Annotated in this window: 9 protein-coding genes; 2 read left to right on the top strand and 7 right to left on the bottom strand. The window is 68.9% G+C overall.

Features of this window, described 5'->3' with window-relative positions:
- Positions 1-42 precede the first annotated feature (42 nt).
- Positions 43-294 carry a mycoredoxin gene (locus CPH63_RS12300; RefSeq protein WP_096303221.1) on the top strand — a complete coding sequence of 84 codons (252 nt, stop codon included), beginning with the start codon at positions 43-45 and terminating at the stop codon, positions 292-294.
- Positions 291-1,004, top strand: coding sequence for a uridine kinase (locus CPH63_RS12295; protein WP_197704327.1), 714 nt, complete (start codon positions 291-293; stop codon positions 1,002-1,004). The genes CPH63_RS12300 and CPH63_RS12295 overlap by 4 nt, the downstream gene beginning before the upstream one ends.
- 45 nt (positions 1,005-1,049) lie before the next feature.
- On the opposite strand, the gene nudC is transcribed toward CPH63_RS12295, so the two are convergent.
- The 7 genes from nudC to CPH63_RS12260 form a co-directional block, all read right to left on the bottom strand.
- Positions 1,050-1,988 (bottom strand): NAD(+) diphosphatase, encoded by a 939-nt coding sequence (nudC, locus tag CPH63_RS12290; protein ID WP_096303220.1) that lies wholly within the window; start codon positions 1,986-1,988, stop codon positions 1,050-1,052.
- An 18-nt stretch (positions 1,989-2,006) separates the two neighbouring features.
- Positions 2,007-3,392, bottom strand: a complete 1,386-nt coding sequence (locus CPH63_RS12285; RefSeq protein WP_096303219.1) for a pitrilysin family protein — start codon at positions 3,390-3,392, stop codon at positions 2,007-2,009.
- Positions 3,389-4,684 (bottom strand): pitrilysin family protein, encoded by a 1,296-nt coding sequence (locus CPH63_RS12280; RefSeq protein WP_096303218.1) that lies wholly within the window; start codon positions 4,682-4,684, stop codon positions 3,389-3,391. Before CPH63_RS12280 ends, CPH63_RS12285 begins: the two co-directional genes overlap by 4 nt.
- 107 nt (positions 4,685-4,791) lie before the next feature.
- Positions 4,792-5,502 carry a hypothetical protein gene (locus CPH63_RS12275; protein WP_096303217.1) on the bottom strand — a complete coding sequence of 237 codons (711 nt, stop codon included), beginning with the start codon at positions 5,500-5,502 and terminating at the stop codon, positions 4,792-4,794.
- Positions 5,499-6,947 (bottom strand): dipeptidase, encoded by a 1,449-nt coding sequence (locus CPH63_RS12270; RefSeq protein ID WP_096303216.1) that lies wholly within the window; start codon positions 6,945-6,947, stop codon positions 5,499-5,501. The genes CPH63_RS12275 and CPH63_RS12270 overlap by 4 nt, the downstream gene beginning before the upstream one ends.
- A gap of 91 nt (positions 6,948-7,038) precedes the next feature.
- Positions 7,039-10,335, bottom strand: coding sequence for a UvrD-helicase domain-containing protein (locus CPH63_RS12265; RefSeq protein ID WP_157749506.1), 3,297 nt, complete (start codon positions 10,333-10,335; stop codon positions 7,039-7,041).
- Positions 10,332-13,430 carry an ATP-dependent DNA helicase gene (locus tag CPH63_RS12260; RefSeq protein WP_096305113.1) on the bottom strand — a complete coding sequence of 1,033 codons (3,099 nt, stop codon included), beginning with the start codon at positions 13,428-13,430 and terminating at the stop codon, positions 10,332-10,334. Before CPH63_RS12260 ends, CPH63_RS12265 begins: the two co-directional genes overlap by 4 nt.
- Positions 13,431-13,488: the final 58 nt, after the last annotated feature.

The following is a 13,488-nucleotide window of genomic DNA, read 5'->3' as shown; positions in this document are numbered from 1 at the left end:
GCCAGCTGTACGCGATCCGGATGAGTTAGACATTGAGAGGCAATGACCGTGGCAGATGTGACGATGTACTCGACGACGTGGTGCAGCTACTGCAAGCGTCTGAAGACGATGCTCGATCGTGAGGGTATCGCCTATGAAGAGGTGAACATCGAACTCGACGAAGCCGCGGCCGACCTGGTGATGAAGGTCAACGGTGGCAACCAGACCGTCCCGACGCTCGTCTTCGCCGACGGAAGTGCACTCACCAACCCGTCGGTGGCCCAGGTCAAGGAGCAGCTCGCGTCGGTGGCATGAGCCGCGGCGAATCGCCGGGGCGCAGCGGAGCCCTACCGACTGTGGCCTTCGCGCCGATCGGCGAGGCCGAGCTTGTCGAGCGACTCGCGGAGTTCCTGGCCACCTTCCCGGCAGCAGCGCAGGATGGCGCAGCAGCGCACGCTGGTACGGCGACGCTTCGGGTCGCGATCGACGGCGCCGGGGCGACCCGCCCCCACGAGTTGGCGCAGGCGCTGATCGAGCCGCTGCGCCGACGGTCCCGTCCCGTGACCCATCTGCGTGACGATCTCTTCTGGCGCGACGCGTCACTGCGGCTGGAGTACGGCCGTCACGATCTGCAGTCCTTCGCCGAGGGATGGCTCGATCACGCGACACTGCGCCGAGAGGTGCTGGACCCGTTGGGGCCGGGTGGCTCGGGGCGGTTCCTGCCGTCCCTGCGGGATCCGGTGAGCAACCGGATGACCCGAGCCGCCACCATCGAGGCCCCGCCGGGCAGCATCGTGCTCGTCAGCGGTGCGCTGCTGATCCGCCCCGAGCTGGAGTTCGACGTTCGTATCCACCTGGCCATGTCCGCCGCCGCGCTGGCCCGGCACACCCCGGCCGAGGCGGCCTGGACACTGCCGGCCTTCGCCAGTTACGACGAAGAGTCCGAGCCGTCGGATCGGGCCGACGTCGTCGTTCGGTTGGAGGATCCCCGCCGCCCAGCCATCCGCTTCAACGCATCCGGCTGACCCGCTCGCAGCCGAGTAGCCGCCGATCGTCTCGCCTGTGCGGGCCTATTCGCTCTCGAGCCATCCGTCGATCAGGTGACGTGAGATTGAGAACTGCGGCGGGATGGCCCGCAGCCGCGACCCGTTCTCCGGTGAATCGGCCGCCGGGTCGTCGGTCCACACGCCGGCCTGACGAACCTCTTCCCGGGTGAACCACCCCGCGTCGACGACCTCGTCGTCATCGAGTTCAATGGTGCCGTCGTCGATGGCCCGAGCCGTGAATCCGACCATCAGCGACGCCGGGAACGGCCACGGCTGACTGGCCACGTAGCGAATGTCACCGACCCTCACCCCGACCTCTTCAAAGACCTCTCGGGCGACCGCTGCCTCGAGCGACTCCCCCGGCTCGACGAAACCGGCGAGGGTTGAGAAGCGCCCGACCCCCCAGGCGGCGCCGCGTCCGAGCAGCGCACGGTCGCCGCCGTCGTGGATGAGCATGATCACCGCCGGGTCGGTGCGCGGAAAGTGCACGCTGCTGTCCCGCGGACAGGTTCTGGTCCAGCCGGCGAGCGTCTGGACGGTGAGTTCGCCACAGAGGGCGCAGTGCGGATGACGGGCATGCCACTGCTGCAGTCCGAGCGCCGTGGCCAGCAGGCTCCCGGTCAGATCGTCGACAGCGCCACCGATCTCCCGCAGCCCGCGCCAGTCCTCGTCATCGGCCTCGGCGGTCAGAGTCGCGGAGAAGTATGGGACGTCGTCGATGATGCCGAGGAATCGTCGCTCGACCAGCACCGACGGGTGGTCGTCGCTGAATCGGGCGACCCAGGAAGCATCGCTCCAGACCGGCTGCCAGCCCCCGTCGACCTTGCTGGTCGGGGTCGCGCCACGCTGGTTCAGCAACGCAACCTTCGCCCGGTCCCAGGCCGCCGCCAGCCAGGCATCGTCGGTGCGGTGCAGCGCGGCGCGATCGAAGGTGGCGCGGCTCAACGGCGGCTGGTTTTCCATACGTCTGCTCGAAGGCCCTTACTTCTCAGAAGATTCGGCGGTGGTGACCTCGGTCAGGATGCCCAGCGGCGCTGAAACCTTCTCGGCATCGCCGACGACGACGGTGACCAGCTTCGACGGCGCGAAGAACTCCGCGCTCACTTCACGGATCTCTTCGGTGGTCACCGCGAGCAGGCGCGCCGGATGGGTAGCGATCCAGTCCGCGTCGAGCCCGCTGGCCGACAGCCCGGAGAGGGTCGAGGCCAGGCCGGCCTGCGTCGCGGTGGAGAGCGCCAGCGTCCCGATGGCGTACTGACGGGCCGATTCGAGTTCCTTGTCGGTGATCGGCAGTGAAGCCAGCTTCCCCAGCTCGTAGTAAGTCTCCAGTAGCGCCGGCGCCGTCACCTCGGTGGCCACATCGGCGTCGAAGATCAGTGCCGAGCCGAGCTGGTTGTGCTCGATCCGGCTGTGCGGTCCGTAGGTGTATCCCTTGTCCTCGCGGATGTTCTCGTTCCAGCGCGAGGAGAAGTAGCCACCAAAGACGAGGTTGGCCAGCTGAAGCGCAGCAAAACGTGGATCGTCGCGGCGCAGCGCGGTGCCGCCGAGACGCAGCGAGGACTGCACCGAACCGGGACGGTCGACGAGGACAACCGGTCCCCCGGTAAACGTCGGCAGCGCAAGTGACTTCTTGTTCTTCGCGTGTCCGGTCCAACCGGCGAGGGCCTTCTCGATCTGGTCCAGGGCACGCACCGGTGAGACGTCACCGACGATGACCAGAACCGCCTCGGACGGGCGGATCGAATGATCGGCCAGCTTGCGCACCTTGGCCGCCGTGACCGCTTCGACCTCCCCGACATGGGGCAGCTCCCGCGCGTACGGGTGGTCGCCCCACATGCGGGCGGCGAGGGCCTCCGCCGCGACTACCCCGGCTCGCGAGCGGGCGATGCTCAGCCGTTCGATGAGCCGCTCCCGCTCGGCCTTGACCTCAGAGTGCGCGTAGCTGGCGTCGGTGAGGACGTCGGCGAGGATGTTCAGCAGCGGGACCATGTTCGTCGCCAGCACGCTGCCCGAGAAGATGAGGCGGTCGGCGTCGACGCCGCTCCCAAGATCACCACCGAGGGCCTGAATGGCGCCGGCCAGACCGGCCCGGTCGTAACGCGACGTGCCGGTGAGCGCGCTGTCGGACAGCACGCTGGCCAGTGCTGAATGTCCGGGGTGAGCGGAGAAGAACGGCACCCGCAGCCGCACCTCGACCAACGGCACACCGGGCTTGCGTACCACCACGACGCGCAGCCCGTTGGCCAGCGTCCGCTTGCCCTCGGTGAGCTTTCGCGGTCGCCGAGGAGAAGTCAGCGGCGGGACGGCACCGGTGGCCAGCTCGATCTTCTTCGGGCTCTTGCGGCTCTTTGAAGTCTGCGGGCTCATCGTGCTCCTCCGGCGATCAGTTCGACGACGGCGCGGCGATTCGGTGTCAGCTGCGCTGCGGCCGCCTGGACGTCGGCGTCGGTGATCGCGGCCAGCCGCCCCGGCAGCTCAGCGATCAACTCGGCCCGTCCGAAGAGAAGTTCGAACTTCGCGAACTCAAGGGTGCGGGAGATGACCGCATCCAACTCGCGCAGCATGGAGCTGATCAGCCGGGCTCGCACCCGGTCGAGTTCGCCGCCGGCCAGACCGTCGGTGGCGATCTGGGTCAGCTCGTCGTCGATGGCCGAGAGAATCGACTCCAGCGACCCGGCATCCGGGTAGTGGGCGGTGATCGTGAAGGCCGACGGGTCACGCTCGTCGAACGGATCACCGAACTCGCCCAGGTAGGCGCCGACATCGATCACCAGTTGGTCGCGCTGCACCAGTCGACGGTTCAGCCGGGAAGCATCACCGTCGCTGAGGACCTCGGCCAGCAGCACGTTGGCCAGGTGGGCGTCGAGCTTGCCGATCGGGTCGGGCACGCGGTAACCGATGGCCACCGCCGGCATCGGAGCGTGCTCGTCGCGAGCCTGTGCGCGGCGCTCGCTGGTGAGCGGCGGCTCGGCGAAGCTGGGACGCTTAGGTGTGCGGCGGGCCGGAATGGCGCCGAAGTGCTTCTCGACGAGGGCGAGTGCATCGGCGGTGTCGAAATCACCACCGACGGCCAGCACCGCGTTGGAGGGTGCGTAGTACTTCTTGAAGAAATCCTTGGCATCGGCCACGGTCGCGCTCTCCAGATCGACGAAGCCGCCGTACCCGTTGTGAGCGTTCGGGAAGGTGTCGAAGAGGACCGGTGGCAGTTCAAGCCACGGGAAACCTCCGTAGGGCCGGTTCAGGACGTTGACCCGGATCTCCTCCTTCACCACGGCCAGTTGGTTGGCCAGGTTCTCCTCGGTGATGCGCGGACTGAGCATCCGGTCGGCCTCCAGGAAGAGACCGCGTTCCAGGGCGTTGGACGGCAGCGCCTCGAAGTAGTTGGTGTAGTCGAAGTGGGTGCTCCCGTTGAAGACGCCGCCGGAGGACTGCACGAGGCGGAAGTGCTCGAGTTTCTCGAGGTTGGCCGACCCCTGGAACATCAGATGTTCGAAGAGATGAGCGAAGCCGGTTCGCCCCTCCGGCTCGGAGCGGATCCCCACGTCGTAGAGCACCGCGACGCCGACGACCGGCGCGGACCGATCGGGAGCCAGGACGACCCGTAGGCCATTGGCCAGCGTCTGGTGATGGAGGGTGAAGGAGGGGGCGGGAAGCTTCATCTCACGTGGCACTGGTTCACCCTACGTGTTGGACTGCAGTCCGCACTTGGCGGCAGCGAGCACACGGCGGCAGCGCGCACCCCACCCCGCCATCTCCAAGAGCGCGCTCACGGCAGCACCACGATGCTCGTGGCGAGGGCGGCGGCGGCCGGCATGAGCGACGCGGCCTCGTCGGGAACGGAGACGAACCACACCGACGCCGACGTGGCGTCGATGGAGATGGCGACGATCCAGGAGACCTCGGTCCGCACTTTGAGTTTCCGCTCCTTGACGTAGGTCGGGTCGATCGTGAAGCGGGTCTGCAGGATGTGGGCCGGATGCCCGTCAATCGTGGTGTTCTTCGCGGCGAGGGTCTTGATCGCCGGCGTCGGGCCGTAGGAGCCGGCATCGACCTCCCGGCCGCGGATGTCGACGGTGACATCGGCCAGTGTGTCCCCGTCGAGCGGCCCCCAGAGGCCGGAACCCTCATCGAGCCACCAGGACGTTTCGACCGGTTTCACGAAGACCACCGGCCAGAGGCTGTCCTGACCCGGGGTCATCCCGGTGGTGAGGCACCGGTAGCGCAGCTTCGCGGCCACGTGATTCACCGTCGGGCAGTTCAGCGCCGGATCCGGGGTGGGGTCGCTCTCATCCGGCGGGGAGGAGGTCTGGGGAGCGGTGGCGTCCGGGGCGGGCGACGGACCGGCGGACTGGAAGAATCCGCGGCTCGCGGTGCCTGAGATCGTCGTCGAGCAGGCGACCAGGCTGGTGCCAAGCAGTGTCAGGCACAGCACCGCCAGCACGGCCGCCTCGCCGATACTGGGCCGGCGGCGGCTCATCCGGCGGCCGACCCGTCACCGGCCGCCGGTGACTCGGCCGGGGTGAGATCGCGCAGCGCGGCGGCGCCCACCTGCGCGAACCGGGACCAGAGTCCGGCCGCTATCTCGGCACCCTTGTAGAGCATGGAGAGGTTGACCTTCTCGTTCGGCGCGTGGATCTGATCGTCGGGCAGGCCGACGCCGAGGAAGACGAGCGGGACGCCCAGTGCCTGCTGGATCGCCGCCTCCGGCCCGCTTCCTCCCTCCCGGGTGGGCAGCACCTCTCGCCCGTCGAAGGCCTCACTGATGGACGCTGCGAGGGCGTCGTAGGCCGGCGTCCCGAGTGGGACCAGACACGGCGCGACCCCGTCGCCGTCCCACTCGACCCGGGCCTGGATACCGACCGGGGTGCGCGTCGCGACGAACTCCTCCACCGCGAGGCGGATGCGCTCCGGAACCTGGCTGGCGACGAGGCGGAACGAGAGCTTGGCGAACGCGTCGGAGGGGACGATTGTCTTGCCACCGTCGCCTTGGTAGCCACCGCCGATTCCGTTGACCTCGGCCGTCGGGCGGGCGCCGAGGCGTTCCAGCGTGCTGTAGCCGGCTTCCCCGTCGAGGGCGCGTGACTTGGCGACACTGAGGAACTCGCTCTCGGCGAAGGGGACCTTGGCGAAGAGTTCCCGCTCGGAGGCGGTCAGCGACAGCACATCGTCATAGAAACCCGGGATCTGCACGCGGCCGTCGTCGTCGTGCAGTGCGGCGACCAGCGCCGCGATCGCGGTCGCCGGGTTGGGAACAGCGCCACCGAAGACACCGGAGTGCAGGTCGAGGTCGGGGCCGTGGAAGTACACGGTGGCCGCGACCAACCCGCGCATCCCGGTGACCGTGCTCGGGGTATCCGCGGCGAGCATGCCGGTATCGGTGATCACGACGACGTCGCAGGCTAACCGCTCATGCCGGTCGGCGAGCAGCTGCTCGAAGTTCGGCGAGCCCGACTCCTCCTCCCCTTCGATCAGCAGCTTGAGGTTTACCGCCGGGGATGTGAGCCCGGTCGCGGCGAGATGGGCCCGGACCGCGAGCAGGTGGAAGAGGAGTTGCCCCTTGTCGTCGGAGGCACCGCGGGCCCGCAGGAGGTCTCCGTCGATCGTCGGGTCGAAGGGGTCACTCGTCCAGAGTTCGATCGGGTCGACCGGCTGCACGTCGTGGTGGCCGTAGACGACCACGGTGGGCGCGTCGGGGTCGTCACTCGGCCATTCGGCGAAGACCGTCGGCATACCCGCGGTGGGCCAGATCTCGACCGTTGGAAATCCGGTGCGGGTGGCGGCCGCGGCGAACCACTCCGCGCTGCGCAGGACGTCTGCGTGATGAGCCGGCTGAGCACTGATGCCTGGGATCCGCAGCCATTCGTCCAGGTCGCGCAGCAGGTCGTGGCGATGAATGTCGATGAATTCGCGCACTGTCGTCATACCTTCACGCTAGTGCGCCGAGGTGGGCGACCAACAACGACGTCGCGACGCCGGCCGACTGCCCGACCCTTTCGGAGTGATCATTCGTTGCTCAGCCGTTGATGAGCGCGGCTAGCCCGGCGGCATCGAGGAGATCGACCGGACGGACGGTCTCATTGGTGCGCACGTAGTGAAACGCCGCCCCAACTCGGGCCAGGCCCGCCTCGTCGTCGGGCTCGATGCCCAGCAACTGCGCCCAGGCCAGCCGGTAGGCGGCGAGCTGGACGGCGGCGGCCGCCGCTTCGGCCCCGTGCGGACGCGCCCCGGTCTTCCAGTCGACCACCGTCCAGTCGGTGCCGGGGGTGGCTGACTCCGGGCCGAATACGGCGTCCATACGCCCGCGAACGACGACCGATCCGACCGCCATCTCGAAACCGACCTCCACCTCGATCGGCGTCCGTGCGGCCCATGGGCTGGCGTCGAAGGCGATCCTCAGCGCTTCGAAGTCGGCGTCATCGGCGCCCACGTCAGAGGCGCCCGGAAGCTCGTCGATGTCGAGGAGGGACTGCGCCGACCAACGCTGCTCCAACCAGGTGTGGAAGAGGGTTCCGCGTCGGGCCAGCGGCGCTGGGCGCACTGGCAGTGGGCGCCGTAGGACACGGGCCAGCTCGTCCGGACTGCGGCGCAGCGCCACCAGCTGCGAGACCGAGAGCATGCTCGGCAGGACAACGTCGGTGGCCGTGGTGGCGGCCAGTCGGGCCCGCTCCTCCAACAGCAGATCGACATCGCGGCGCCATCGGGCGGTCTCTTCGGTGGCGTCGCCGAGCAGACCGGGCAACACGGCGACGCCCTCGCTATCCCGATCACCCGATTCACGCAGCCGCCGCCGCTGCTCCCGGACCCGTTCGGCACCGGCCTCCACCTCGACCCGCCGCCGTTCCAGCGGGTCGACCGGCCACGCGTGCACCACCGGCTCGCGGGTTGTGGGGTTGTCAGCCTCCGGCTCCGGAGTGAACCACTGCCCGACCTCGGCGTGTTCGGCGACCTCGGCCAGGAATGGCGAGACGACCCGCGGCTTCTTGGTGTTGTCCCAGCAGAATCCGCTGACGAGCAGAGTGGAGCGAGCTCTGGTGAAGGCGACGTAGGCCAGGCGCCGCTCCTCCAGTCGCTGCCGGGCCTTCACCTGGTCGTTGTAGGTCTTCAGGCCCTTCGACACGTCGCTGCGATCGGTCGCCTGGGTCAGGTTGAACCTCGGTAGGTCGGCATGGTCGCCGCGCAGTGGCGCCGGAAGCAGCCCCTTGGTCTTGGTCCAGTCGATACCGACGGTGCTACCGGGAAAGATGCCCTCCAGCAGACCGGGCACGGCGACCATGTTCCACTCAAGACCCTTTGCGCCGTGCACGGTCAGGACTTGGATGCGTTCGGACTCGACGCTGAGCTCGCCCTGTTCCAGGCCGTTCTCCTCGTCCTCGGCGGCGTCGAGGAAGGTCAGGAAAGCCGGCAGTGAAACCTCGTCCGCCTCGACGGAGAAGCGGGCCGCCTCGTCGAGCAGCCGATCCAGGTGCGTCCGACCGACGCCGGCTCGATCGGCGCGGGCGGCGACCTCGACATCGATTCCGATCGTCGACTCGACCTCGGCCACCAGTTCGGTGAGTGGCGCGGCCAGCCGACGGCGCAGCCGTCGTAGCTCGTCTGACATCGCGCGCATCCGCTCGTAGCCATCAGCGGAGTAGTCGCTCGGGTTGCCCAGGTCGTCGATCGCCTCGACCAGGCTGCCCTGCTCAGCGTTTTCGGCCGCTGCGGCCAATTCAGCCGCGAGCAGGACTCGCTGGTCGGCCGTAACCACGCCGGGAAGCCGGGATGCACCCTCACCGCGCACCTGCACCAGGCTGCGGGCTCGCCGCCCAAGCACGGCCAGATCCCGAGGACCGATCCGCCACCGGGCACCGGCTAGCAACCGCACGAGGGCGGGGCCTGCGTTGTGATCAGCCAGCACCTGAAGTGTGGCCCGCACGTCGGCCACCTCGGCCGTCGTCAGCAGGCCACCCAGGCCGACGACCTCCACCGGTAGACCGAGATCGAGCAGTGCTTCGTGGATGAGCGGGATCTGGGATCGTCGGCGGACGAGTACCGCCGCCGTACGGGTGCCGGACGGTTCGGCGTGCCAGCGAGCTGCGATGGTCTCGGCCACCCACCGGGCCTCCTCGTCGACGGTCTCGGTGACCGCGGCCAGCACCTCGCCCATACCGGCGCCGGGGCGCGGCCGCAGCTCGATCGCGAACGGGTCGTCGTCGCGAAGGCTCTGGGACACCTCATTGGCGGCGACCAGGATCTGGGCGTCGTTGCGCCAGCTGGTCGCCAGCGCATAGCGACGGGCCGGGCTCCCGTCCGGGAGGGGGAACCGGTCGGCGAAGCGACCGATGTTTCCCGCGGCCGCACCGCGCCAGCCGTAGATGGATTGGAACGGGTCGCCGACTGCGGTCACCGGGTGGCCGCCGGCGAAGAGCCCGGTGAGCATAGCGATCTGGGCGTGCCCGGTGTCCTGGTACTCATCCAGGAGCACGACCCGGAAGCGGTCGCGTTCGATCTGGCTTACATCCGGGAGCTCCGCCAACCGGGCGGCCAGCACCATCTGGTCGCCGAAGTCCGACACCTGTCGAGCCGCCTTGGCCCGGGCGAACTCCTGAAGCAGTGGGACCAGGGCGCGGCGCACCACGGTGGCGTCGATGAACTTCTTCGAGTCACCGGGGTACTCGACCGCGCGCGCCCCCTTGCCCAGGGGCAGCGCCTCGAAGCAGGCGAGGTCCTGCCGGGAATACTCCTCGAGCTCGGCGGGACTGCGCAGGTGGTCGGAGAGCTGATCGGCGAGATCGAGCACCTGATTCACCACCGTCGACAGCACGCCGGCGGCGACCGGAACCTCACCGGTGAAGCGGCGCACGACGCCGTCGGCCAACTGCCAGCGCATTGCCGGTGACAGCAGCTGCGGTGAGGGTTCGGAGCCCAGCCGCATCGCGTGTTCACCGGCCAGCCGGCCGGCGTAGGCGGCGTAGGTCAGCACCGTCGGCTCACCCGAAATCAGGGCGGCGATCGCCTCGGACTCCTCCGGCGTCTCGTGCTCCAGCACCATTCGCCACTGAGCGAGCCGACGGCGAATACGGCGGCTCAGCTCGGCCGCCGCCTTGCGGGTGAACGTCAACCCGAGCACCTGGTCGGGGCTCACCAATCGGTTGGCGATGAGCCAGACGACGCGGGTGGACATCGTCTCCGTCTTCCCGGATCCGGCACCCGCGATCACCACACCGGGCTCCAGCGGCGACTCGATTACCGCGATCTGCTCCTCCGACGGCGCCGGGAGGCCGAGCAGGCCGGCCAGCTGCCGAGCCGAGACCGCGATCTGGGTTGTCACGCGGTCACCTGACGCCCGGACGGGGTGAGCGGACAGCTGGCTTTCACATCGCACATCCGGCAGTAGTCGTTCTGCGCGGCGATGAACGTGGAGTCACGCATCTTCGCCGCCACCTCAGCCACCGTGTCGGCTATCCAGGTCGGATCTTCGTGCTCGGCCAGGGGCGGCTGGGGCTGGACCCCGACGCTCGCTGCGGAGTCGCCAAGTTGCACGAGCATTGCACCGCCGGCCTCGGTCGAGTCGTCGACGCGCGCGAAGCCGCCCCCTTCGACCGCCAGCTGATACGTCGCGAGCTGCGGATTGGAGAGCAGGCTGTCTGTCTTGGCCTTGCTGGATCCCGTCTTGTAGTCGACGACGACTAGGCGCCCGGCCGGGTCACGCTCCAGTCGATCCACCCGGCCGCGGAGCACAGCATCGACGACGTCGATTGAGAAGCTCTCTTCGACGGCGACCAGCTGCGACTTCTTGCTCGACAGCCACTCAAGTAGTTTGACCAGCATTTTCCGGGCCTTCAGCCGCTGATGAGTGCCAACCCAGGCCGCGCCGAAATCGAGACGGTGCCATCGCTCGTCCAGCAGCGCCTCGAAGTCGGCCAGCGTCGCCTCGGGCGGGGCGATCGCCGCCACTTCGTGGATCAGGGTGCCCAGGGAGGCGCTCAACTGGTCGTCCTTGCGGGCACCGAACTGGCGCAGCAGAGTCTGCACCTCGCAGCGAAGAAATGAATCGAGGTGTGAGGGGCTCAGCGGAACCGGCCGATCCGGATCGGCGACCGGCTCCTCACTGGACAGGGGCAGGATCCCCCACCATTGCCTCGGGTCGGCCCCGGCGACTCCGGCTTCGGCCAGCCGGGCGAGCTCCTGGGCCGCTGCATCGACTCGGATACTGCCCTCGCCCGGATCACAGACGACCGAGCGCAACTGCGCAACGACGGCCGGCAGGTGGACTCCACGGGGCACCTCGGCGAACTCGCGCTCGCCGTCGATCGGGTCGATCTCGTCCAGGAACCGGGACGGTTGCTCATCCTCACCACTGACGGCGGTGATCACCAGATGGGCTCGGGCTCGCGTGATCGCGACGTAGAAGAGCCTGCGTTCTTCGGCCAATTGGGGAGCGGTGAACGAGACCCCCGGCCCGTCGCGGCCGGCCACCACGTCGACCAGCAGGTCGGCACCGAGTAGTGAACCGCGCCGCCGGACATCAGGCCAGACACCTTCCTGGACCCCGGCCACACAGACTAGGTCCCACTCCAGTCCCTTACTGGCATGAGCCGTCAGCACCTGCACCGCCTCGCTGCGCTGAGAGCGATCGGCCAACGAATCTCCGGGAATCTGCTGTGCGGCGAGGTGTTCGTAGAACTCGACGACGGAGGCACCGGGCAGGCGGTCGGCGAAGCGGGCGGCGGAATCGAAGAGGGCGATGACCGAATCCAGATCCCGATCGGCGGCCGAACCGATCGCCCCGCCGGCCTGACTTGAGCGTAGCCAGCGACGGGCGAGCCCGGTGGCGTCCCACACCGCCCAGAGCACCTCCTCGGCGCTGAGCTTGCGACTCAATGCCACCCGACCGGCCTCGAGCACGTCGGCCACCTGCTGCGCCGCGCGGGCGGCGCGGCCGACCAGCGTTCGGCTGGTCAGCGGTTCGGCGAGCAACTGGGCCAGGTCGATGTCGGCGGTGTCGCCGCCCTGCCGCAGCTCACGTCGAAGCCGGCGCAGTTGCAACGAATCGGCTCCCCCGATCGGCCCGAGCAGCAGCGACTCGGCGATCTCGTTGGTGAGTGACTCCGGCTGCAGGACGCACTCCAACGCGGTCAGCAGATGGGCGACCGCCGGCTGCTCGGCCAGCGGCACGTCTTCTCCGGCAACCGCCACCGGCACACCGGCCGTGACCATCGCGCGACGCACAACGGCGAGTGAATTGCGGGTGGAACGGACGATCACGGCCATCCGTGACCAGGGCAGGCCGTTCTCCAGGTGCGCACGGCGCAGCGTCGCGGCGACGTAGCTCGCCTCTTCGCTGGCCGAGTGCAGCATGGCGACATCCACTCGCCCGGGGGCGGCCTGCGGGGCCGCAACCAGCGCGCGCGCGGTTGCCGGGCCGGGCAGGCGCCGGGCCACGGCCCGGCTAGCGGCCAGCAGCACAGCGCCGCTGCGCCGGCTCGTTCGCAGCGCGACCGTCTCCACGTCTGCGGAACTGTGCTCGAAGTCGCTCAGCGCGGAGGAGTCGGTGCCCCGGAAGGCGTAGATCGACTGATCCGGATCACCGACGACGATCAACTCCTGACTGCCGGCGGCGATGAGTGAGAGCAGCTCGACCTGGGCCGGGTCGGTGTCCTGATACTCGTCGACGAAGATGTACCGGCGCTGGCGCCGCTCGGCGGTGAGCAGCTGTTCATCTGCGGCGAGGGCGTCGGTCGCGGCCCGGATGAGTTCCGCCGGATCCCAAGCTCCGGGCTGCGAGAGGGAGGTGACTTCTTGATATTGCTGGAGAAAGCCGCCAGCCGCTTGCCAGTCGGCCCGAGACTTCCGGCGCCCCAGCTCAGCCAGGTCGTCGCCGTCGAGGCCACGCTCGACCGCTCGCAGCAGAAGATCCCGTAGCTCGCCGGCGAAGGCGCGGGTGCCGGTGGCGGCCTGCAGGTACTGCGGCCACGGTGAACGTCCACTGGCCGCATCACCGGCGATGAGTTCACGGAGTACGACGTCCTGCTCCGGACCGGCCAGCAGGCGGGGACTCGGCAGGCCGTTGGCCAGAGCGCTCATCCGGAGTACGCCGAAGGCGTAGGAATGAAAGGTCCGCGCGATCGGCTGCCGCACGGTGCGCCCGAGTCGGGCGGTGATGCGATCGCGCAGCTCGGCCGCGGCCCGCCGGCTGAAGGTCAGCATCAGCAACTGCTCGACCGGGACGCCGGCCTCCACCCGGGCTAGCGCCGCCTCGACCAGGGTCGTGGTCTTGCCGGTGCCGGGGCCGGCCAGCACCAGCATGCGCCCAGCACCGTGCTCCACGACTCGCCGCTGATCCGGGTCGAGCGCGGGCACAACCGGCGGCCGGCCTGGGCGGCGCACCAGGCGGTACGGACGCTGTTCGTCGGGCGAGGTCATGGCATCCATTTCAGCATGGGGTACCGACAATTTTTCCAGCAAGTATCCGTAGCAAGCT

This window comes from Jatrophihabitans sp. GAS493 (assembly GCF_900230215.1).
Lineage (GTDB): Bacteria > Actinomycetota > Actinomycetes > Mycobacteriales > Jatrophihabitantaceae > MT45.
The sequence above is the reverse complement of the archived record's forward strand: the minus strand, read 5'-3'. Positions and strand labels throughout refer to the sequence as shown.

Excerpts from the sequence above, each read along its gene's own strand:
- CPH63_RS12295 (WP_197704327.1), top strand. The coding sequence starts at position 291 with ATGAGCCGCGGCGAATCGCCGGGGCGCAGCGGAGCCCTACCGACTGTG.
- CPH63_RS12275 (WP_096303217.1), bottom strand. The coding sequence starts at position 5,502 with ATGAGCCGCCGCCGGCCCAGTATCGGCGAGGCGGCCGTGCTGGCGGTG.
- nudC (WP_096303220.1), bottom strand. The coding sequence starts at position 1,988 with ATGGAAAACCAGCCGCCGTTGAGCCGCGCCACCTTCGATCGCGCCGCG.
- CPH63_RS12260 (WP_096305113.1), bottom strand. The coding sequence starts at position 13,430 with ATGACCTCGCCCGACGAACAGCGTCCGTACCGCCTGGTGCGCCGCCCA.
- CPH63_RS12300 (WP_096303221.1), top strand. The coding sequence starts at position 43 with ATGACCGTGGCAGATGTGACGATGTACTCGACGACGTGGTGCAGCTAC.
- CPH63_RS12280 (WP_096303218.1), bottom strand. The coding sequence starts at position 4,684 with ATGAAGCTTCCCGCCCCCTCCTTCACCCTCCATCACCAGACGCTGGCC.
- CPH63_RS12270 (WP_096303216.1), bottom strand. The coding sequence starts at position 6,947 with ATGACGACAGTGCGCGAATTCATCGACATTCATCGCCACGACCTGCTG.
- CPH63_RS12285 (WP_096303219.1), bottom strand. The coding sequence starts at position 3,392 with ATGAGCCCGCAGACTTCAAAGAGCCGCAAGAGCCCGAAGAAGATCGAG.